Below are 20,317 nucleotides of genomic sequence, written 5' to 3' on the forward strand. Positions count from 1 at the left end.
TCAACCGGAGTCCGAAAATGACGCATACTCCCGATATCACGCGGCCGCCCAAGGACCTGATCGACGCGCTAAGGGAGATCGGCGCCGCCACGGTCGCGGGCACACTTGGCCACATGGGCTTTCGCAATCCGCACATGGTCGGCCCGGTGCCGCAGAACCATGGGAAGTCGATCGTCGGGCCGGCACTGACATTGCAGTTCATGCCGCAGCGACCGGACCTCTTCACCGAGGGAGAATATGCCGATCCGGAGACGCAACTTCACAGACATGTGCTCTACCATGCCCAGGAGGGCGACGTGGTCGTCGTCGACGCGCGCGGCGACATGAGCTCCGGTGTCTTCGGCGATATGATGTCGACCTATTTCAAGGGCAGAGGCGGCGCGGGCATCGTCATCGACGGGTGCATGCGCGACCGGCCCAATGTCGAAAAGCTCGACCTGCCTCTTTGGCTGCGCGGCTGGACGCCAAATTATCATGTGCAGACCAGCATCTATCCCAATGCGGTCAACGTTCCGATTGCCTGCGGCGGTGTCACGGTGATCCCCGGCGACATCATTGTCGCCGATGACGACGGGGTGGTGGTGCTGCCCGTCGCAATGGCCTCGAAGGTCATCGAAGAATCCCAGAAACATCACGATTGGGAGGAATTCTCACGAATGAAACTCATGGGGGGCGCGCCGTTGCAACGCTACTATCCACTGCACCCAAGCGCGAACGACGAGTACGAGGCTTGGCGGAAAGCCAACGCCAAACCTTGATAGACAGGATGAGCTGACAGTCGCCAGCGCGCGTCAGCCATTCCCCCTAATTTATCCTGGCGCCGCGCTGTGCGTCGAACAGGTGCGCCTTGCGCATCATCATCTCCAGCCCGATCTCCTGATCAGGTTTGAATGGCGGCCGATCCCGGCTCTCCGCCCGCTCGTTGACCTAAGCTGGGTTTAATCCCTGGCCACTCCAGACCTGTCCCTGCCGAAAGCTGGCGGCTTTTGCATCGGGAGATACCTGACCGCGCTGGTGGCGACACATTACCGTAACGGAAGCGGTCCTATCATCATTCGGTGATTTTGGGCGGGGGCCGGGATCGTCGGCCGGGACCGTCAAGATTAGGGGACCTGATATGGCCACGCAGCTTTGTCACATAGAGACAGCATTCTCGGGAGCGGGCTCGGCAATGGCTCCAAAGTTCGCGGAATCATGCGCTTGGGCGAATGCACGAGGCGTAACAATCTATCAGCGTTCAAAAACGGTATGGATCGCGGCCGGCGGCTATCGAGGCCGCGATTTGAAAGTAAAGGGACGGTCGCCTGCCACCGCGCTCGCACTATGGATCGAGGCTGTCCAGTACAGAGGTTCGACATGAGGCTGACCAACGAGGCGTCCAAGGCACGCAAGGAGATCAGCATCCATCGTATCGCCGCCCTGATACCAGCTTAGGATATCGCAGGCCGTCGCCGAAATTGGATCCCCGGCCGAGCTTTGTCCATGCGATCAGCCCGGCCGCTTTGGTCGAGCTGGTTCATCATGAGCCCGCGAGCGCCAGCATGACGCTCGCCCCAAGTGCGGAACACATCTGGCTCAACATCAAGCGGCCCCCTGGAGTTGAAAATTTTACGCGGCCGCGCCTGGCGCCGCGGCTCCGGTCGCGTAAAAATGCTTCTGCCGAAGCCGAATCAACTCAGCCATCATGTTTTCTCCAGAAGAAACGCCCATATAAAAACAGGTTGGCGGGCCGTTGCCATTCGGGCAGACACCGCTGGAGTTGCGGCGGTGATCCGAACCCGACAAAACGGTTGGCGCGCGCTGCCGGAACGGTTTGATATCGCGGTCAACACGTAGGGAGAAACACGCGATCGGGTTGCGCTCGGCATGTGTTGATGGTTTGTTGCCGGTCAGCGGAGAACGAGTGATGCGAGAATCCATCGGTCAAGACGAATACGGGTCGACCAGCCCCTTCGATCCGGATGACCTGCCGAATTTGAATGCGATCGGACCGGCCATGGGCAGCGGCAATGACTTCGAGAGATACGCGGTCGCCGTCATAATCGTGTTCGGCGCCCTGATCATAGGCGGGCTGATGGCCGCGTCGATGACCTTCGGCCACCGCAACGGTTTCCTGTTCGCGCTCGGCGGCGCCACATCGGCCTGGATATCGGGAAACGCGCTTCTGCTCGACCGGCCGCGCATCTACGCACTGTTCGTCGGCATCGCGGCCCTGATGCTGATCGCATCCACCGTCACGCTGATTTCGTGACGGCTTGATCGTCAATTAGAGCGGTCGTTTCACGGAAACTCAGGCCGCCCTGTCTTTTCGTTTTCGACGCGATTTCGGACGCGGGTTCACACGCTTGCGGAGTGCGCCCAGTCCCATCAATAGCCGAGCGCCTCGCCGGAAGCAGCGCGGCTGTCGATGGCGCCATTGTAGCGCGCGCCGCCGCCCTTCCCGATTTCCTCCAGGCTCTTGCCGCCGACCAGGATGCCCGCCGCCTGGCCCCAGGTCTTGTCGCTGAGATCGAGATGATAACCCATGCCGGCCAGCAGCCTTTCGGTGTCCGGCGACAGTCCGAACGGCTCGATATAGACCGTGTCGGGCAGCCATTGATGATGGATGCGCGGCGCGTCGATCGCCTCCTGGATGTTCATGCCGTGGTCGATGACGTTGACGATGGCTTCCAGCGTAATGGTGATGATGCGCGAACCGCCGGGGCTGCCGATGACCATGAACGGCTTGCCGTCCTTGGCCACCACGGTCGGGCTCATCGACGACAGCGGCGTCTTCTTCGGCTGGATGGCGTTGGCCTCGCCCTGGACCAGGCCGTAGAGGTTGGGCACGCCGGGCTTCTGGGTGAAATCGTCCATCTCGTTGTTGAGCAGGATACCGGTTCCGTCGGCGACGACGCCGGCGCCAAACGAGCCGTTGAGCGTGTAGGTGACCGCGACCGCGTTGCCGTCCTTGTCGATGATCGAATAATGCGTCGTCTCCTTGCTCTCGCCGAACCCCTTCGGCATCAGGTCCTGAGAGACGCCGGCCCGGAACGGATCGATCTTGTCGCGGATATCCTTGGCGTAGGCCTTGTCCAGCAGCTTCGAGACCGGATTGTCGACGAAATCGGGATCTCCGAGCGCCGAATTGCGGTCGACATAGGCGTGGCGCATGGCTTCGACCATGACATGCACGGTCTCGGCCGAACCGGCGCCAAGATAGGACAGCGGATAGCCTTCCAGCACGTTGAGGATTTCACAGATGATGACGCCGCCGGAGCTGGGCGGCGGCGAGGAAATGATCTCGTAGCCGCGATAGGAACAGGTCACCGGCTTGAGCTCGCGCACCGCATATTGTTCGAAATCGCCCTTGGCCAGGATACCGCCCTTGGCGCCGCTTGCCTTGACGATGGCATCGGCGATGGCGCCCTTGTAGAAGGCGTCGGGGCCTTTTTCGGAAATCGCCGAGAGCGACGCGGCTAGGTCGGGTTGGACCAGCCGCTCGCCGATGCCATAGGGCTTGCCATCCGGCTTCAGGAATATGGCCGCCGCAGCGGGATCCTTCGCCAGCCTGTCGGCACCTCCGGCAAACGAGGCGGCGTCACCCTGATTGAGGATGAACCCGTCCTTGGCATAGCGAATGGCCGGCGCCATGAGGTCCTGCCGGGACAAGGTGCCGTATTTTTCGCGCGCCATCTCGAAACCGGCGACGGAGCCCGGCACGCCGACGGCGAGGTAGCCGTCGAGGCTGGCGCCTTTCACCGGTTTGCCGTCCTTGTCGAGATACATGGTCTTGGTCGCGGCCAGCGGCGCACGTTCGCGGAAATCGAGGAAGGTCGACTTGCCGTCCTTGAAGCGGACAGTCATGAAGCCGCCGCCGCCGATATTGCCGGCATTGGGATAGACGACGGCGAGCGCATAACCAACGGCGACCGCCGCATCGACGGCGTTGCCGCCCTTCTTCAGGACTTCGACGCCCACCTCCGACGCCAGATGCTGCGCGGTGACAACCATGCCGTTCTCGCCTTTGGCAGGCGCTGGCGAGGCGGCGAAGGCGGCCGCCCATGGCGCGAAAGCGATTGTGAAGGAGAGGCTGACGGCGATCAGCGTGCGGCGAGTGATATGCATGGCGAGGCTCCTGGCGGGGGACGCCTAGGAAACCGTGTTGGGGTGATCGAGTCCACTAACAATTGAGGGAGCACGAGAAAGAGCCCCACCCGGATTGCCATCCGACCTCTTCCCTAGTCTAGTGGAGAGGAGGCTGTCAGCGCTCGCGCCAGTCTCTTCTCCCCAGCGGGGAGAAGGTGGCCGCGAAGCGACCGGATGAGGGGCGGGCTCGGCCTCAGACAATGCCACCGCTGCCGCCGGCAACGGCCGGGCGTTCCGCCGCGACCTTGGCGCGGTAGCCTGCCGCCCGGTAAGCGGCGACCGGATCGATGGCGCCGCCGGTGTTCAGCCGCGCCATGGCCAAGATCGGCTCGACATCGGTGCGGTAGGCTGATTTTAGCGTCTGCGTTGCCATCAGCGCGTCATTGCCGTCCTGAAAACCTTCAAGCGCCTTGCGGTCGACCAGCAGCGCCTGCGCGTAGGCGCGCTGCACCTCGACCGCGGACAGCATCAGGCTCTCGATCGGATCGGTGACGTTGTGGCTCTGGTCGAGCATATGCGCCGGATCGAAGCCGTCGGCGCCGGACAGTTCGGCGTCGACCAGTTCGTTGAAGACCAGGAACAGCCGGTAGGGGTCGATCGAACCGGCATCGAGGTCGTCGTCGCCATATTTCGAATCGTTGAAGTGGAAGCCGCCGAGTTTCCTGAACTGGATCAGCCGCGACACGATCATCTCGATGTTGACGTTGGGCGCGTGGTGGCCTAGGTCGACCAGGCAGAACGCCTTGTCGCCGAGTTCCTTGGCAATAATGTAATTGGTGCCCCAATCCTGCACGACGGTGGAATAGAAGGCAGGCTCGTATATCTTGTGTTCGGTGAACAGCTTCCAGTCAGCGGGCAGCCCGACATAGACCTCTTTCATGGCATGGAGATAGCGCTCGAACGCCTTGGCGAAGTTGACCTGGCCGGGGAAGTTCGAGCCGTCGCCGATCCACACCGTCAGCGCCTTCGACCCAAGCGTCTTGCCGATCTCGATGCATTCGAGATTGTGCTCGACCGCTTGCCGGCGCGTTCCGGCATCGGCATGCGAGAGCGAGCCGAATTTGTAGGACAGCTTTTGGTCCCTGGCGTCGGAGAACGTATTGGAGTTCATGGCGTCGAAGCCGAGGCCGAAACGCGAGGCCGCCTGCTTCAGCCGGTTCGGGTCGGCCTTGTCCCAGGGAATGTGCAGCGACACCGTCGGTGTCGCCTGCGTCAATTGCTTGATGACGGCGCAATCCTCGATCTTGTCGAAGATGTCGCGCGGTTCGCCGGCGCCGGGGAAACGGGCAAAGCGCGTGCCGCCGGTACCGACACCCCAGGAGGGGATCGCCACCGCGAATTTCTCGACCTTGTCTCGGATCGCGTCGATGGCGATGCCGCGACGGTCGAGCCGTTCGCCGAGCGAGGCGTAGTCACGCTCGAGGTCGGCCTTGCGCGCGGCGTTGTTTTTTTCGACGACGTCAGCCGAGATGATGGTTTCGGACACTGCTGTTCCTCCCAGATTTCGTTCGGCTGGCGCTGCCCCTCATCCGCCTGCCGGCACCTTCTCCCCGTGAACGGGGAGAAGGAAGGCCTAGCGCGTAAAGCTTTGCGCGTTACCGGCGTCGACATTGACGATGTTGCCGGTCGACTTGGCCGACATGTCGGAGGCGAAGAAATAGATCGCTTCGGCGATGTCCTCGGGAAACACCGAGCGCTTCAGCATCGAGCGCGAGCGGTAATGTTCCTCAAGGTCGTCGGTCGACATCTTGTAGGCGGCGGCGCGCTGTTCCTTCCACTCGCCGGACCAGATCTTGGAGCCGCGCAGTACGGCGTCCGGATTGACGACGTTGACCCTGATCTGCGCCTCCGCGCCCTCCAGCGCCAGGCAGCGGGCGAGATGGATCTCGGCGGCCTTGGCGGTGCAATAGGCGGCGGCGTTCGGCGAGGCGGCAAGGCCGTTCTTGGAGGCGACGAAAACGACGTTGCCGCCAATCTTTTGCACCCTAAACAGCCGGAACGCTTCCCGCGACACCAGGAAATAGCCCGTCGACAGGATGTCCATGTTCTTGTTCCACAGCGCCAGCGTCGTGTCCTCGATCGGCGCCGAGGAGGCGAGGCCGGCGTTGGAGACCAGAATATCGGTGCCGCCGAACTCGACCGCCGTTTCGGCAAAGCCGGCGACGACCTGATCCTCCGACGTGACGTTGATGACCACGGGGCGGACAAAATCCTTGCCATAGGCCTTGGCCAGTTCGTCGTTGGCGCTGGCAAGTGCTGTCTCGTCGATGTCGGCGAGCACCACGCAGGCGCCTTCGCGCAGCAGCCGGCTCGCCGTCGCGCGGCCGATGCCGCCCGCGCCGCCAGTGACGAGCGCGATCTTGCCGGCAAGAGCCTTGGGCTTCGGCATGCGCTGCAGCTTCAAATCCTCGAGCAGCCAGTATTCGATGTCGAAGGCTTCCTGCGCAGGCAGGCCGACATAGGAGGAGACGGTCGAGGCGCCGCGCATGACGTTGATGGCGTTGACGTAGAACTCCCCCGAAATGCGCGCCGTGGCCTTGTCGCCGGCGAAGGTGAACATGCCGACGCCGGGCATCAGATAGACGACGGCGTTGGGATCGCGGATGGCGGGCGAGTCCGCATGCTTGCAGCTGTCATAATAGGCCTGGTAGCCGACGCGGTATTCGGCAATGTCGTCGGCCAGCCGCGCGATGACGGCATCGACATCGGGCTTGGCCGGATCGAACTCGATGACCAGCGGCCGGATCTTGGTGCGCAGGAAATGGTCCGGGCATGAGGTGCCGAGTGCCGCCAGCGGGCGCAGATCCCTGGAATTGACGAATTCGAGCACGGCGGCGGAATCGTCGAAATGGCCGAGCTTATGACTCTTTTCCGAGATGAGGCCGCGGATCCTCGGCATCAGCTTCGCGGCGATGGCGCGGCGTTCGGCGGCGTCGAGCGACTTGACCGCTTCGCCACCGAAAATGGCGACGCCCTCGGAACGCCGCTCGAACCACTCGATCGCCTGGTTGATCACCGAGATCGTCGTTTCGTAGCATTCCTTCGGGCTGTCGCCCCATGTGAACAGGCCGTGGCTTTCCAGGATGACGCCCTTGGCGGCTGGATGGTCGAGGCAGAATTTCTCCAGCCACAGGCCAAGTTCGAAGCCCGGCCGCTTCCACGGCAGCCAGCCTATGGCGTCGCCGAAGATTTCCTTCGTCAGGGCCTTGGAATCTTTGGCGGCAGCGATGGCGATGATGGCGTCGGGATGCATGTGATCGACATAGGGCTTCGGCACGTAGGCATGCAGCGGCGTGTCGATCGAGGCCGCGCGCGGATTGAGATTGAAGGTGCAGTGGGGCAGATAACCCACCATCTCGTCTTCATGCTCGACGCCGCGATAAACGCCTTTGAGGGCTCGCAATTTGTCCATGTAGAGCGTGGCAAAACCATCAAGCTTGATCGAAGCGCTGTCGCCGCCGGAGCCCTTCACCCACAGCACTTCCACGTCCTGTCCGGTGAGCGGATCCTGTTGCCGGATTTTCGACGATGTGTTGCCGCCGCCGTAATTGGTGACACGCTTGTCGGAGCCGAGCGTGTTCGAACGATAGACCAGAAGCTCGGGATCGCTCATCCCCCTTACCTTCGCATCATCCCAAAGATTGGCGAGGCGCGAGCCGGAGCGCTTGTCGAGCATGGGTAATCCTCCCTTGAAGCGCGGACGGTGCGCTCCTCTTTTCGTCGGGAATGTCTACGCAAGGCGGGGCTTTGTCAATCACAAACGATCAACATCAATCATATTGCACTGCACAATGAAATTATATGATCGGAAATGATTGACACTGCGCGATTTCTAATGCCAGATGGCCATGCAGGGAGGAACCATGCACGAAAAAGAGCGCCACAGGATCATTCTGTCCGCCGTCCAGGAAAAGCCTGTGGTGACGGTGCAGGAAATGGTCGACCTGACGGAGTCGTCCGAGGCGACGATCCGGCGCGATATCGCGGCCCTGCACGTGCAAAAGCGACTGCGCCGGGTGCGCGGCGGCGCCGAGGCGATCACGCCGCCACAGTTCATCGGCCTTGCCGGCCGGCCTTTTTCCGTCAACGAGACGCTCAACGCCGCGCAGAAGCGGGCGATAGCGCGGGAAGCGGTGGAACTCTGCAAGGACGGCGAGCCGATCATCATCAACGGCGGCACCACCACCTTCCAGATGGTGCATTTCCTGACCGGCCGCCGCATGCCGATCTTCACCAATTCCTTCCCGATCGCCGAAAGCCTGCTCAAGCACTCCAAGAACACGGTGATGCTGTCCGGCGGCACCATCTACCGCGAGCAGAACATCATCCTGTCGCCCTTCGACAATGACGTGACGCGCAATTTCTACGCGCGCCGCATGTTCATGGGCGCCCAGGGGCTCGGGCCGCTCGGCCTGATGGAAGGCGATCCGCTCTTGATCCAGGCGGAACAGAAGCTGATCGATCAGGCCGACGAGTTGGTGGTGCTGGTCGATTCTTCGAAATTCCGCAAACGCTCCAGCCTGATCCTGTGCGGCCTGTCGCGCATCGCCACCGTCATCACCGACGACGGCATCGAGGACCGCGAGGCAAAGATGCTCGAAACAGCGGGGGTAACGCTGATCGTCGCCCGCAAGTCGGCAAAGGAAGAATCTTCGCTGCAAGCCTGAGACACCCTCACGCCCGCAGCGGCGATGGAATGCAACGCTCAAGGGAGGAATATTCGATGAGCTTTCTGAAGAAACTGATGGTTACGGCGGCCTTTTCCGCCGCCATGGTCGTGAATGCCGCCTATGCCGAGAACGTCAAGATCGCGCTGGTGGTGAAGTCGCTCGGCAACGGCTTCTTCGACGCCGCCAACAAGGGCGCCGAAGAGGCGGCCAAGGAACTGGGCGATGTCGACATCATCTACACCGGCCCGACCAAGGCGACCGCCGAAGCGCAAATCGAGGTGGTCAATTCACTGATCGCGCAAAAGGTCAACGCCATCGCCATCTCGGCCAATGACGCCGACGCGCTGGTGCCGGTGCTGAAGAAGGCCATGGAGCGCGGCATCACCGTCATCTCCTGGGATTCGGGCGTCGCCAAGGAAGGCCGCCAGCTTCACCTGAACCCGTCCGATACCGGCCTGATCGGCGAGACCATCATCAAGCTCGCCGCCGACTATTTGCCTGAGGGCGGCGACGTCGCCATCCTGTCGGCCTCCTCGACCGCGACCAACCAGAACGCCTGGATCGACGCGGCCAAGAAGGTGCTGCCGGAGAAATTTCCGAAGATCAAGCTCGTCGCCACCGTCTATGGCGATGACGATTCGGCCAAGAGCACCGACGAAGCCAAGGGCCTCTTGAAGTCCTATCCGAACCTGAAGGCGATCATCGCGCCGACCACTGTCGGCGTCGTCGCCGCTGCCCAGGTCGTCACCGATGAGAAGCTGATCGGCAAGGTCAACGTCACTGGCCTCGCGCTGCCGTCGGAGTTCAAGAAGTTCATCGACAACGGCGCTTCACAGGCCGTGGCTCTTTGGAACCCGATCGACCTCGGTTACTCCGCCGTCTACCTCGCCCATGATCTGGCGGTGAAGAAGGAAGAGGCCAAGCCCGGTGCGACGCTGTCGATCGGCCGCGTCGGCAAGGTCACGCTCGACGACACCAATTCGGCTGCGATGGCTCCGCCCTTCCAGTTCGACAAGACCAACATCGAGAAGTTCTCCAAGATCTACTGATCCGGAGCTTCAAGCTGACGCGGCGGGGTTCACGCCCCGCCGCAACTTCAAACGCACCTTGTTTCAGGGCTTGATACGACCATGGACACGACAGCCCAACACGGCACGGTGAAGGACGGGCCCCTGGCCTCCACGCCGCGCCTGACGCTGTCCGGCATCTCGAAGAGCTTTCCCGGCGTGCGCGCGCTGCACAATGTCAGCCTCTCGCTCTATCCGGGCCAGGTGACGGCGCTGATCGGCGAGAACGGCGCCGGCAAGTCGACGCTGGTCAAGATCATGACCGGCATCTACCAGCCCGATGCGGGCACGATCAGCATAGACGGGCAGGACGTCACCCTGCCCAGCGCGCACGCCGCCTTCGGCCACGGCGTTACCGCCATCCATCAGGAAACCGTGCTGTTCGACGATCTGACTGTCGCCGAAAACATCTTTCTCGGCCATGCGCCGCGCACCCGCTTTGGCACCATCGACTGGCGCACCATGCGCAGAAATGCGCGCGAAGTGCTCGACACCATGCATGCCCGCCATATCGACGCCGATGCAAGGCTAAAGGACCTCGGCATTGCCAACAAGCATCTCGTTGCCGTGGCGCGGGCCATGTCGATCGACGCGCGGATCGTCATCATGGACGAACCGACGGCCGCCCTTTCGATGAAGGAGATCGAAGAGCTCTTTTTGCTGATCGAGTTCCTCAAGAGCGAAGGCAAGGCGATCCTGTTCATCAGCCACAAGTTCGACGAGATCTACCGCATCGCCGACCGCTACACCGTGTTCCGCGACGGCGAGATGGTCGGCGAAGGGCTGATCAAGGATGCCGCCCAGAGCCAGATCGTGCGCATGATGGTGGGGCGTGCGGTCGATCACATCTTTCCACAGCGCAAGGCCGAGATCGGCGCGCCGGTGCTGTCGGTCTCCGGCCTGTCGCACCCCACCGAATTCAACGACATCGGTTTCGAGCTGCACAAGGGCGAGATTCTCGGCTTCTACGGCCTTGTCGGCGCCGGCCGCAGCGAGGTGATGCAGGCGATTTCAGGGATCACCCGCACCTCCGGCGGCACGATCACGCTGGACGGCAAGACGATCGCGCCGAAATCGGCGGCGGATTCGATCGAGGCCGGCATCGTCTACGTGCCGGAGGAGCGCGGCAAGCAAGGCGTGGTGATCGGCCTGCCCACCTTCCAGAATGTTTCTCTCCCGTCACTGGCACGCACCTCCAAATCCGGCGTGCTGCGGCTGGCGGAGGAGTTTTCGCTCGCCCGCTCCTACACCGAGCGGCTCGACCTCAGGGCCTCCTCGCTCAGCCAGGATGTCGGCACGCTGTCGGGCGGCAACCAGCAGAAGATCGTCATTGCCAAATGGCTGGCGACCACGCCCAAGGTCATCATCCTGGACGAGCCGACCAAGGGCATCGACATCGGCTCCAAGGCCGCCGTGCACGGCTTCATGGCCGAGCTGGTGGCGCAAGGCCTGTCGGTTATCATGGTGTCGTCGGAGCTGCCCGAAATCCTCGGCATGTCCGACCGCGTCGTCGTCATGCGCGAGGGCCTTGTCGCGGCCGTCTACGACAACAACGGACTGGACGCCGAGACGCTGGTCCGGACGGCGGCGGGGATCGCGGCATGAAAACTTTGCTGAAATATCGCGAAATCTGGTTGCTGGCGGCCATCGTCGTGCTGATCGGGCTGATCTCGACGCGTTTTCCCGCCTTCGCCGACCCCGGCAATTTGCGCCAGGTGTTCAACGACACCTCGATCCTGATGATCCTGGCGCTCGGGCAGATGGTGGTCATCCTGACCCGTTCGATCGACCTGTCGATGGCATCGAACCTCTGCTTCACCGGCATGGTGGTGGCGATGCTGAACGCCGCTCACCCGGCGATCCCGATCCCGCTGCTGATCGTCATTGCCCTGGTCGTCGGCCTGGTGCTCGGCGCCATCAACGGCCTTCTGGTGTGGCGGCTGAACATCCCCTCGATCGTGGTGACATTGGGCACGCTGACCATCTATCGCGGCGCCACCTTCGTCATCTCCGGCGGCGCCTGGGTCAATGCCGACAAGATGAGCCCCGAGTTCATCGGCTTCCAACGCGCGGCCTTACTCGGCATTCCGGTGCTGTCCTGGATCGCCATTCTGGTCATCGCGCTGTTCTTCATCCTGATGACGCGCACCGCGCTCGGCCGCTCGATCTATGCCATCGGCGTCAATCCGACGGCGTCGGTCTATGCCGGCATCGATGTCGGGCGGACGAAATTCATCGTCTTCTGCATCTCCGGCATGATCGGCGGGCTCGCCGGCTATCTCTGGATCTCACGCTACGTGATCGCCTCGGTCGAGGTCGCCAATGGCTACGAGCTCAACATCATCGCCGCTTGCGTCATCGGCGGCATCTCGATTGCCGGCGGCATCGGTTCGGTCGGGGGCGCGGTGTTGGGGGCGCTGTTCCTGGGCATCATCTCCAACGCGCTGCCGGTCATCAACATCTCGCCCTTCTGGCAGATGGCGATTTCGGGCAGCGCCATCATCCTCGCCGTCGTGCTCAACGCGCGCGGCGAACGCCAGCAGGGCCGCATCATCCTGAGAAAAATGGAGGCGGCATGAGCGACGTCCCTGCCCCGCGCCACATTCCGGACCGGCTCGACAAGCCGTTTCGTTCGGCGATCTTTTCCTGGGAAGCGCTGCTGGTCGTGGTGGCCCTCGCCATCTTCGCCATCAACAGCTTCGCCTCGCCCTATTTCCTCGACCCCTATTCGCTGTCGGACCTGACCTTCAACTTCACCGAGAAGGGCCTGATCGCCTTCGCCATGGCGCTGCTGATCATTTCGGGCGAGATCGACCTGTCGGTCGCCGCCATCATCGCGCTGGCCTCGACCATGATGGGCATGGCGGTGCAGGCCGGCGCCGGAACGCCGGTGCTGGTGGCAATCGGCATCGTCGTCGGGCTCGGCTGCGGCGCCTTCAACGGCCTGCTGGTCACGAGGCTTGGCCTGCCCTCGATCGTCGTCACCATCGGCACGATGAGCCTGTTTCGAGGCATCGCCTTCATCATCCTCGGCGACCAGGCCTACAAGGGTTATCCCGAGAGCTTCGCCTTCTTCGGCCAGGGTTACGTCCGGTGGGTGGTGTCGTTCGAATTGGTGCTCTTTCTCATCGCCGCCGTCGTCTACTGGTTCGTGCTGCACCGCACGAGTTTCGGCCGCCGCGTCTTCGCCATCGGCAACAATCCGGTCGCGGCACAGTTTTCCGGCGTGCGTGTCGGCCGCATCAAGTTCATCCTGTTCTGCCTGACCGGGCTGATGTCCGGCATCGCCTCTGTGCTGATCACCTCCCGGCTCGGTTCGACCCGTCCCTCGATCGCGCAGGGCTATGAGCTGGAAGTCATCACCATGGTGGTGCTTGGCGGCGTCAGCATCCTTGGCGGCGCAGGCAGCATTGTCGGCGTCGTGCTCGCCGCCTTCATCATGGGGCTGGTGACCTTCGGGCTCGGCCTGCTCAACGTGCCCGGCATCGTCATGTCGATCTTCATCGGCCTGCTCCTGATCATCGTCATCGCGCTGCCGATCGTCTGGCGGCGGCTGCGCGGGGGACGCTGATGGCCGAAAAATACGCGTTCAAGATGATGCTCAAGCCCGGCATGAAGGCGGAATACAAGAAGCGTCACGACGAGATATGGCCATCGCTGGTCGCGCTGTTGAAGCAGGCCGGGGTTTCCGACTATTCCATCCATCTCGACGAGGAGACCAACATCCTGTTCGGCGTGCTGTGGCGGCGGGACGACCATGGCATGGCCGACCTGCCGAAGCATCCGGTGATGCAGCGCTGGTGGGCAGACATGGCCGACCTCATGGAGACCAGGCCTGACAATGAGCCGGTGGCCGTGCCCCTGGAAACCATGTTCCACATGGCATGAGTGCCCCGCGCCACATCGCCGTCATCGACATCGGCAAGACCAACGCCAAGGTGGCGCTGGTCGACCTCGCCACGCTGCGCGAGGTCTCGCTGCGCCGAGTGGCGAACGCGCCGGTGCGGCAAGCCCGCTACCCGCATCACGACGTCGAGGCGCTGTGGGCCTTCATCCTCGACAGTCTTGCCGATCTCAACCGCGAACAGACCATCGACGCCGTTTCGATCACTACCCATGGCGCGACGGGCGCTCTGGTTGAGGCCTCCGGCGAACTGGTGTTGCCCGTGCTCGACTACGAATTCGACGGCCCCGAGGAACTCGCGGCCGAGTATGACGCGATCCGTCCGCCCTTCGCTGAAACCGGCACGCCGCGGCTGCCGCTCGGCCTCAATCTCGGCGCGCAATTCTTCTGGCAGCAGAAGCGCTTTCCGACGGAATTCGCCAGGGCAACGGCGATGTTGATGTATCCCCAATATTGGGCGCTGCGGCTGACCGGCATCGCCGCCAACGAGGTGACCTCGCTCGGCTGCCACACCGATCTGTGGAACCCGTGGAAAGCGGATTTTTCGGCAATGATCGACCGCCTCGGTTGGCGCGCGTTGATGGCGCCGGTGCGGCCCGCAAGGGACCGGCTCGGCCCGCTCCTGCCGGCGCTTGCCGAGCGAACGGGGCTCGATCCGCGGACGCCTGTGTTCTGCGGCCTGCACGATTCCAACGCCTCGCTGTTGCCGCATCTTCTCGCCGACGCGCCGCCTTTCAGCGTCGTCTCGACCGGCACCTGGGTGGTGTCGATGTCGGTCAGCGGCAGATCGGTGGCGCTCGACCCGGCGCGTGATACGCTGGTCAACGTCAACGCGCTGGGCGATCCCGTGCCATCGGCGCGCTTCATGGGCGGCCGCGAATTTTCCGTGCTGACGGATGATCAGCCGGAGAACTGGACCGAAGACGATGTCGGGGCCGTGCTGGCAAAAAGGACGCTGCTGCTGCCATCGACACAACAGGGGTCGGGACCGTTCCCGCATCATGCGGCGGCGTGGCTCAACGCTGACGGCATGAACAGCGGCCAGCGCTTTGCCGCCATCTCTTTCTATCTGGCGCTGATGACGGCGACCTGCCTCGATCTGATCGGCGCCGACGGCCCGACCATTGTCGAAGGCCCTTTCGCCCGCAACCGGCTCTTTGTCGGCATGCTGGCGGCGGCGACCGCCAGAAGCGTCGTCGCCTCCGAAGCCGCGACCGGCACCAGCATCGGTGCCGCGTTGCTGGCATCGGACAAGGCTGAGGCGCATGGCAAGGGCTTGAGACAAGAACCGCCGGTCGACCCCGCCTTGACGGATTATGCAAGCACCTGGCGTGCGGCGGTCGAAGGGCGGGGCTAACTACGGATCCGCTTGCCTAATCTTCATAGACCAGCCCCTGTGGATCGATTTCGGGCTTTCGGCCGGCGACGAGATCGGCGAGGAATTTGCCCGAGCCGCAGGCCATGGTCCATCCGACATGGCCGTGGCCGGTGTCGAGATAGAGATTTTTGTAGCGGGCCCGGCCGATGACCGGCACGGAATTGGGCATCATCGGCCGCAGGCCCGCCCAGAACATGGCCTTCTTCTCGTCGAAGGCGCCAGGGAAAAGATCCTTGCCGGTGCTGATGATGGTGTTGAAGTCAGCGGGCTTGAAGCTTCGGTCAAAGCCGGTGAACTCGGCCGTCGAGGACATCCGCAAGCGGTTGCCCAGCCTGGAATAGCCGATCAGCCGGTCCTCGTCGGCGCCACCCATAGTCGGCCCCTTGCTTTCGTCCTCCAGGGGGATCGTCGCGGTATAGCCTTTCACCGGATAAACCGGCAGGTCGATGCCGTAGCGGCGGCCGAGTAGGCCGCTTTCCGGGCCCATTGCGATGACAACCGCATCGCCGGCCACCGGGCCTGACGAGGTGATGACGGCCCGCACCCTGTCGCCTTCGATATCGAAACCTTCGACCGTGGTGCCGAACCGGAACTCGGCGCCAAGCCTCTCGGTCGCATAGGCGGCGAGCCTGTCGACAAACAGTTTGGAATCGCCAGTCTGGTCAGTGGGCGAATAAACCCCGCCGGCTATCTTGTCCTTCACCCCGGCAAGCCCCGGCTCCAGTTCGACCAGCCGGTCGCGCCCGACGATCTCGATCGGCAAGCCATGCTCGGCAAGATAGCGATAATTGTCGGTCCCGGTGTCGAGACTCTTCTGCGAGCGGAAGAAGTAGAGGATGCCCTTCTTGCGCTCGTCATAGTGGATGCCGGTCGCCTCCGACAGCGCATTGATGCAGTCGCGCGAATAGAGCGCGAGCCGCAGCTTGATGTCGGTGTTGGCGCGCAGGCGCGCCACCGTGCACTGGCGCAGGAAGCGCAGGCTCCAGGCGAGAAAATAGGGATCGAAGCGCAGTCGCACCTTGATGCCGAGATCGTGGTTGTAGAGCCCGCGCAGGAAGGTCTTCAGCGCCGCCGGGGAAGCCCAGGCGGTGGCATCGCCCGGCGACACCAGCCCGGCATTCGACTGGCTGGTGCCCCGCGCCGGCGCCGGATGACGCTCGATGACGGTGACCTCATGGCCGTCGCTCGCCAGATAGTAGGCGGCCGCCGTGCCGACGACGCCGGCCCCGAGCACCGTTATCTTCATGTCGTCCCCCCAAAAAAGGTCGAACCGGGCAGCGCGCTTCCGCACCCTCCGCGAACGCTTCCATAGCGCTTCGCGGAGCGGCTTGCGAGCCCTTGGGAAAACCCGCTCAACCGCGTGCGGAATTCTTCCCCGTCAGGATACGCTCCCAGGCGAGCGCGTCGGCGACGATCTGGTCGAGATCGTCGCGTTGCGGCGTCCAGCCGAGTTCCGTCCGGGCGAGATCGGAATTGGCAACCACCGCGGCGGCGTCACCGGGGCGGCGCTCGCCCGTCCTGACCTCGAAATCATGGCCGAAGGCGCGGCGCACGCTCTCGATCACCTCCAGCACCGAGTAGCCGTGGCTGTAGCCGCAATTGGCGACGAGGCTCGCGCCCCCGGCGCGCAGCCGCTCAAGGGCCAGGCGATGCGCCGCGGCCAGGTCGCTGACATGGATATAATCGCGCATGCAGGTGCCGTCGGGCGTCGGATAATCGGTGCCGTACACCTGCATGAACGGCCGCTTGCCGAGCGCCGTCTCGCAAGCGACCTTGATCAGATGCGTGGCGCCCGGCGTCGACTGGCCGGTGCGCCCCCTGGGATCGGCGCCCGCGACGTTGAAATAGCGCAGCGCCGTATAGCGCAGGCCATGCGCGATCGCCGCATCGCGCAGCATCCATTCGCTCATCAGCTTGGAGAGGCCGTAGGGCGATTCCGGCGCCAGGTGGGCATCCTCGCGCACCGGTTCCAGCCCGGCGCCGCCATAGACGGCGGCGGTCGAGGAGAAGATGAAGTTCGGCACGCCCTCGCGCACCGCCGTTTCGATCAGCGTGCGCGTCTTGCAGGTGTTGTTCTCGTAGTAGCCGAGCGGATCGGCGACGGATTCGGGAACGACGATCGAGCCGGCGAAATGGATGATCGCGTCGACATTGTTGTCGCGGATGATGGAGCCGACCAATTCCTTGTCGGCGATGTCGCCGACGACCAGCTTTGCCTCCGGTGCCACCGCCCATTCGAAACCGGTCGAAAGCCGGTCGAGAACGACCACGCTTTCGCCCGCATCCAGCAATTCCCAGACCATATGGCTGCCGATATAGCCGGCGCCGCCTGTCACCAAAACCGTCATTCCGCGTCCTCGCATTCAAGATCTATCGGAAACTGTCTCAACACCCGCTCTACTGGAAAGCCCGCCCTATGACCAATAAAACCCTGCGTAACCGACTTGGCTGGCATATGGCATCATGTCGAAACAAAAGCGCCCTACAGGCCGGTGTTGCCAGGAAATAGGCCATGATCCGCCCTCGTTAGGAACAGGTGCGGGGCGTGGCATTTTGACCAAAACGGGCCGGTGGACGGCCAATCGGGCAATGATTATGATCCAGCGCAAAACTGGGAAGCCGACATGAATTATCAGCGGTTCTTCGAGGACGCGATCGACCAGCTCCATGCGGAACGACGCTACCGCGTCTTTGCCGACCTCGAGCGCATAGCGGGCAAATTTCCGCGTGCCATCTGGCGCGCCAACGGCCGCGCAGAGGAAATCACCGTCTGGTGCTCCAACGACTATCTCGGCATGGGCCAGCACCCGGATGTCATCGCAGCGTTCCAGAACGCGGCGGGCCGGATGGGTTCGGGCGCCGGCGGCACCCGCAACATCTCCGGCACCAGCAATCCGCTGGTCGAACTCGAGCATGAGCTCGCCGACCTGCACGACAAGGAAGCCGCGCTCGTCTTCACCTCCGGTTTTGTCTCCAACGAAGCCTCGATCTCGACCATCGCGCGGCTTTTGCCCAACTGCCTGATCATTTCGGACGAGCTCAACCATGCCTCGATGATCGAAGGCGTGCGGCGCTCGGGCGCGGAAAAGAAGATTTTTCGCCACAACGATGTCGCGCACCTGGAAAGCCTGCTGCAGGCGGCGGGCCGCGAACGCGCCAAGCTGATCGTGTTCGAGAGCGTCTATTCGATGGATGGCGATATCGCGCCGATCAGAGAGATCGTCGACCTCGCCGAGCGCTATAACGCCATGACCTATATCGACGAGGTCCACGCCGTGGGCATGTATGGTCCGCGCGGCGGCGGCATCACCGAGCGGGAAGGCCTCGCCGACCGCATCGACATCATCGAGGGCACGCTCGCCAAGGCTTTCGGCACGCTGGGCGGCTACATCACCGGCACGAGCGCTGTCATCGACGCCGTGCGCTCCTATGCGCCGGGCTTCATCTTCACCACCGCGCTGCCGCCGGCCATCGCCGCCGCTGCCACTACCTCGATCCGTCATCTCAAGCGCTCGCAGGCCGAGCGTGACGCCCAGCAGCAGCAGGCGACGCGGACCAAGCAGATCCTCTCCGCCGCCGGCCTCCCGGTGATGGACTCGGCGACCCACATCGTGCCAGTGCTGGTTGGCGACCCCGAGCTTTGCAAGATGGCAAGCGACCGGCTGCTCGGCGTGCACGGCATCTACATCCAGCCGATCAACTATCCGACCGTGCCGCGCGGCACGGAGCGGCTGCGCATCACGCCGACGCCGTTCCATTCGGATGCGCTGATCGCCGAGCTGCAGGACGCCCTGGTCGAGACCTGGGACGCGCTCGGCATTTCCTATGGTTCAGCAGGACGACCTTCCGTGGCCAAGACCGACCGGATCATTCCCCTGCTGGTGCCCAAGTCAGGCGGCTGAAACCCGTTTGAAACTCCACTCCGGCGGCCGTCTGGGGCGCCGGAGCGACTTTCAATTCGGGCGTCATCAACCTCTCAAACAGTCGTCATCCACTTCGCCAGCCTGTGCGCCGCCTCCTCGAGCTGGTCGAGGCGGCGGTGGAAGCACAGCCTGAGGAAGGCTTCGCCGCCTGGGCCAAAGGCCGTGCCCGGCGCCAGGCCGACATTGGCCTTGTCGACGATCTCGAAGGCGGCGCTGCGCGAATCGGTGATGCCGTCCACCCTGAAGAACAGGTAGAAAGCACCTTGCGGCACGGTGAACCGGGCGCGGTCGGTGGCGCCGAGAATGCCGCAGACCAGATCGCGCGCCTTCCTACCCCTCTCCACCTGTTCGGCGACGAAGACATCGCCTTCATCGAGCGCCGCGACCGCGCCGCGCTGCATGAACTGGGCGACACCTGAATTCGAATACTGGATCAGGTTCTCGAACACCTGCTGCAAACTCGGATGGGTCTTGATCCATCCGACGCGCCAGCCGGTCATCGCCCAGTTCTTGGAGAAGCTGTTCACGAACAGGATGCGGTCCTCTGCGGTCGCGATGTCGAGGAAGGACGGCGCGCGGCCTTGGCCATAGTGGAACAGCGAATAGATCTCGTCCGCGATGATCCAAAGGCCATTTGCCCGGGCGAGATCGAGAATGGCGCGCAAAGTCTCGTGGTCGGCGGTCCAGCCGGTCGGATTGGACGGCGTGTTGATGAACAGCGCCTTGGTCCTGGGCGTGATGGCGGCCGCGATCTTCTCGACGTCGCACGACCAGCCATTGCCGGATTGATCGAGCGTGACCGGCACCGGCACTGCACCGGCGATGGCGGCGGCGGCGTCGAAATTCGGCCAGGCGGGCGACAGATAGATCACCTCGTCGCCGGCACCGGCGAGCGCGTCGAGCGCAAGCTGGATCGCATGCATGCCCGAGCCGGTGACGATGAATTCGTCCTCGGCGAAGTGTTTGCCGAAATGCCTCTGGTAATAGCGGGCAAGCGCCTGCCTGAGATCGGGGATGCCCCTCTGCCAGGTGTAGAACGTCTCGCCACCGGCCAGCGCCTTCGACGCGGCATCGGTGATGAAGGACGGCGTCGGCAGATCGCCCTCGCCGGCCCAGAGCGGGATCAAGCCGTCGCGCAGCCTGCCATAGTTGACGACGGCGACGATACCGCTTTCAGGCGCAGCCAGGGCCTCGGGGCGCAGGTTCTGGATCAGGGTCATGGGCAGGTCCGTTCGAACAGGGATAGC

Annotated in this window: 17 protein-coding genes; 10 read left to right on the forward strand and 7 right to left on the reverse strand. The window is 63.3% G+C overall.

Annotated elements, in window-relative coordinates; translation table 11 throughout:
* Positions 1–17 precede the first annotated feature (17 nt).
* Positions 18–758 carry a ribonuclease activity regulator RraA gene (locus FJ959_RS08360; RefSeq protein WP_140524019.1) on the forward strand — a complete coding sequence of 247 codons (741 nt, stop codon included), beginning with the start codon at positions 18–20 and terminating at the stop codon, positions 756–758.
* 850 nt (positions 759–1,608) lie between these two features.
* On the opposite strand, the gene FJ959_RS08365 is transcribed toward FJ959_RS08360, so the two are convergent.
* The gene (locus FJ959_RS08365) at positions 1,609–1,920 is read right to left on the reverse strand and encodes a hypothetical protein (protein WP_140524017.1); all 312 of its coding nucleotides are present in this window, start codon (positions 1,918–1,920) and stop codon (positions 1,609–1,611) included.
* Here FJ959_RS08365 and FJ959_RS08370 point away from each other — a divergent pair.
* Positions 1,907–2,251, forward strand: coding sequence for a hypothetical protein (locus FJ959_RS08370; protein ID WP_140496551.1), 345 nt, complete (start codon positions 1,907–1,909; stop codon positions 2,249–2,251). The genes FJ959_RS08365 and FJ959_RS08370 overlap by 14 nt on opposite strands.
* 116 nt (positions 2,252–2,367) lie before the next feature.
* Here FJ959_RS08370 and ggt read toward each other — a convergent pair whose 3' ends face one another.
* The 3 genes from ggt to FJ959_RS08385 all read right to left on the reverse strand — a co-directional run bounded on the left by ggt (position 2,368) and on the right by FJ959_RS08385 (position 7,804).
* Positions 2,368–4,107, reverse strand: a complete 1,740-nt coding sequence (gene ggt / locus FJ959_RS08375; RefSeq protein ID WP_140629505.1) for a gamma-glutamyltransferase — start codon at positions 4,105–4,107, stop codon at positions 2,368–2,370.
* A 214-nt stretch (positions 4,108–4,321) separates the two neighbouring features.
* Positions 4,322–5,614, reverse strand: coding sequence for an L-rhamnose catabolism isomerase (gene rhaI / locus FJ959_RS08380; protein WP_140629507.1), 1,293 nt, complete (start codon positions 5,612–5,614; stop codon positions 4,322–4,324).
* Positions 5,615–5,701: 87 nt separating this feature from the next.
* Positions 5,702–7,804: a bifunctional rhamnulose-1-phosphate aldolase/short-chain dehydrogenase gene (locus FJ959_RS08385; RefSeq protein ID WP_140629509.1), complete on the reverse strand. Its 2,103-nt coding sequence runs from the start codon at positions 7,802–7,804 to the stop codon at positions 5,702–5,704.
* Between the two features lie 187 nt (positions 7,805–7,991).
* Here FJ959_RS08385 and FJ959_RS08390 point away from each other — a divergent pair, with 187 nt between their 5' ends.
* From FJ959_RS08390 to FJ959_RS08420, 7 genes are all read left to right on the forward strand, one after another.
* Positions 7,992–8,795, forward strand: coding sequence for a DeoR/GlpR family DNA-binding transcription regulator (locus FJ959_RS08390; RefSeq protein ID WP_140496559.1), 804 nt, complete (start codon positions 7,992–7,994; stop codon positions 8,793–8,795).
* A 56-nt stretch (positions 8,796–8,851) separates the two neighbouring features.
* Positions 8,852–9,847: a rhamnose ABC transporter substrate-binding protein gene (gene rhaS, locus FJ959_RS08395; protein ID WP_140496561.1), complete on the forward strand. Its 996-nt coding sequence runs from the start codon at positions 8,852–8,854 to the stop codon at positions 9,845–9,847.
* Positions 9,848–9,928: 81 nt separating this feature from the next.
* Positions 9,929–11,470: a sugar ABC transporter ATP-binding protein gene (locus tag FJ959_RS08400; RefSeq protein ID WP_140629511.1), complete on the forward strand. Its 1,542-nt coding sequence runs from the start codon at positions 9,929–9,931 to the stop codon at positions 11,468–11,470.
* Entirely contained in the window at positions 11,467–12,444 is a 978-nt protein-coding gene (locus FJ959_RS08405) for an ABC transporter permease (protein WP_140564780.1), read from the forward strand. The genes FJ959_RS08400 and FJ959_RS08405 overlap by 4 nt, the downstream gene beginning before the upstream one ends.
* Positions 12,441–13,436, forward strand: a complete 996-nt coding sequence (locus FJ959_RS08410) for an ABC transporter permease (protein ID WP_140513291.1) — start codon at positions 12,441–12,443, stop codon at positions 13,434–13,436. Before FJ959_RS08405 ends, FJ959_RS08410 begins: the two co-directional genes overlap by 4 nt.
* Entirely contained in the window at positions 13,436–13,753 is a 318-nt protein-coding gene (rhaM, locus tag FJ959_RS08415) for an L-rhamnose mutarotase (protein WP_140496569.1), read from the forward strand. Before FJ959_RS08410 ends, rhaM begins: the two co-directional genes overlap by 1 nt.
* Complete coding sequence (locus tag FJ959_RS08420) at positions 13,750–15,126, forward strand: FGGY-family carbohydrate kinase (RefSeq protein ID WP_140513289.1); 1,377 nt, start codon at positions 13,750–13,752, stop codon at positions 15,124–15,126. Before rhaM ends, FJ959_RS08420 begins: the two co-directional genes overlap by 4 nt.
* Positions 15,127–15,142: 16 nt before the next feature.
* Here FJ959_RS08420 and FJ959_RS08425 read toward each other — a convergent pair whose 3' ends face one another.
* Positions 15,143–16,393, reverse strand: a complete 1,251-nt coding sequence (locus FJ959_RS08425) for a D-amino acid dehydrogenase (protein ID WP_140496573.1) — start codon at positions 16,391–16,393, stop codon at positions 15,143–15,145.
* A gap of 106 nt (positions 16,394–16,499) precedes the next feature.
* Positions 16,500–17,495: a UDP-glucose 4-epimerase GalE gene (gene galE, locus FJ959_RS08430; RefSeq protein ID WP_140629514.1), complete on the reverse strand. Its 996-nt coding sequence runs from the start codon at positions 17,493–17,495 to the stop codon at positions 16,500–16,502.
* 276 nt (positions 17,496–17,771) lie between these two features.
* Between galE and hemA the strand changes: the two genes are divergently transcribed.
* Positions 17,772–19,049 (forward strand): 5-aminolevulinate synthase, encoded by a 1,278-nt coding sequence (hemA, locus tag FJ959_RS08435; protein WP_140523996.1) that lies wholly within the window; start codon positions 17,772–17,774, stop codon positions 19,047–19,049.
* A 74-nt stretch (positions 19,050–19,123) separates the two neighbouring features.
* Here hemA and FJ959_RS08440 read toward each other — a convergent pair whose 3' ends face one another.
* A complete protein-coding gene (locus FJ959_RS08440) occupies positions 19,124–20,290 on the reverse strand; it encodes a pyridoxal phosphate-dependent aminotransferase (protein WP_140629517.1) in 1,167 nt (388 codons plus the stop codon).
* Positions 20,291–20,317 lie beyond the last annotated feature (27 nt).

It is taken from the genome of Mesorhizobium sp. B2-2-4 (genome assembly GCF_006442375.1).
Classification (GTDB): domain Bacteria; phylum Pseudomonadota; class Alphaproteobacteria; order Rhizobiales; family Rhizobiaceae; genus Mesorhizobium.

Coding starts and splice junctions, on each gene's coding strand:
- FJ959_RS08360 (WP_140524019.1), top strand. CDS start 18: ATGACGCATACTCCCGATATCACGCGGCCGCCCAAGGACCTGATCGAC.
- FJ959_RS08370 (WP_140496551.1), top strand. CDS start 1,907: ATGCGAGAATCCATCGGTCAAGACGAATACGGGTCGACCAGCCCCTTC.
- FJ959_RS08365 (WP_140524017.1), bottom strand. CDS start 1,920: ATGGATTCTCGCATCACTCGTTCTCCGCTGACCGGCAACAAACCATCA.
- ggt (WP_140629505.1), bottom strand. CDS start 4,107: ATGCATATCACTCGCCGCACGCTGATCGCCGTCAGCCTCTCCTTCACA.
- FJ959_RS08385 (WP_140629509.1), bottom strand. CDS start 7,804: ATGCTCGACAAGCGCTCCGGCTCGCGCCTCGCCAATCTTTGGGATGAT.
- FJ959_RS08390 (WP_140496559.1), top strand. CDS start 7,992: ATGCACGAAAAAGAGCGCCACAGGATCATTCTGTCCGCCGTCCAGGAA.
- rhaS (WP_140496561.1), top strand. CDS start 8,852: ATGAGCTTTCTGAAGAAACTGATGGTTACGGCGGCCTTTTCCGCCGCC.
- FJ959_RS08400 (WP_140629511.1), top strand. CDS start 9,929: ATGGACACGACAGCCCAACACGGCACGGTGAAGGACGGGCCCCTGGCC.
- FJ959_RS08405 (WP_140564780.1), top strand. CDS start 11,467: ATGAAAACTTTGCTGAAATATCGCGAAATCTGGTTGCTGGCGGCCATC.
- FJ959_RS08410 (WP_140513291.1), top strand. CDS start 12,441: ATGAGCGACGTCCCTGCCCCGCGCCACATTCCGGACCGGCTCGACAAG.
- rhaM (WP_140496569.1), top strand. CDS start 13,436: ATGGCCGAAAAATACGCGTTCAAGATGATGCTCAAGCCCGGCATGAAG.
- FJ959_RS08420 (WP_140513289.1), top strand. CDS start 13,750: ATGAGTGCCCCGCGCCACATCGCCGTCATCGACATCGGCAAGACCAAC.
- FJ959_RS08425 (WP_140496573.1), bottom strand. CDS start 16,393: ATGAAGATAACGGTGCTCGGGGCCGGCGTCGTCGGCACGGCGGCCGCC.
- galE (WP_140629514.1), bottom strand. CDS start 17,495: ATGACGGTTTTGGTGACAGGCGGCGCCGGCTATATCGGCAGCCATATG.
- hemA (WP_140523996.1), top strand. CDS start 17,772: ATGAATTATCAGCGGTTCTTCGAGGACGCGATCGACCAGCTCCATGCG.
- FJ959_RS08440 (WP_140629517.1), bottom strand. CDS start 20,290: ATGACCCTGATCCAGAACCTGCGCCCCGAGGCCCTGGCTGCGCCTGAA.